This is a genomic window from Paraburkholderia kirstenboschensis, from assembly GCF_904848585.1.
Lineage (GTDB): Bacteria > Pseudomonadota > Gammaproteobacteria > Burkholderiales > Burkholderiaceae > Paraburkholderia > Paraburkholderia kirstenboschensis.
In genome coordinates this window covers 1-559 of the sequence record NZ_CAJHCR010000095.1, presented here as the reverse complement: position 1 = coordinate 559, position 559 = coordinate 1, and the positions used below count along the sequence as shown (strand labels likewise).

The 559-nt window shown below is 58.1% G+C and carries 1 protein-coding gene; it reads left to right on the top strand.

What is annotated here, in order from left to right; all coding sequences use genetic code 11:
- A partial coding sequence (locus tag JMY24_RS38170) for a hypothetical protein (protein ID WP_413231311.1) occupies window positions 1–559 on the top strand: 559 nt, incomplete at both ends.

Genomic DNA, 559 nt, shown 5'->3' with positions numbered 1-559 from the left:
CTCGGGCAACAGCACGAATGGCACGGGCGTGATCGTCGATCCGAACGGTTCGATCAACACCTCGGGTAACGGCTCGACGAACATCTCGGGTGATTCGACCAACGGTACGGGCACGGACATCAATGGTTCGATCAACACGACGGATAACGGCACGACCAACATCTCGGGCAACAGCTCGAATGGCACGGGCGTGATCGTCGATCCGAACGGTTCGATCAACACCTCGGGTAACGGCTCGACCAACATCTCGGGTGATTCGACCAACGGTACGGGCACGGACATCAATGGTTCGATCAACACGACGGATAACGGCACGACCAACATCTCGGGCAACAGCTCGAACGGCACGGGCGTGATCGTCGATCCGAACGGTTCGATCAACACCTCGGGTAACGGCTCGACCAACATCTCGGGTGATTCGACCAACGGGACTGGCACGGATATCAACGGTTCGATCAACACGACGGATAACGGCACGACCAACATCTCGGGCAACAGCACGAATGGCACGGGCGTGATCGTCGATCCGAACGGTTCGATCAACACCTCGGGTAACGGC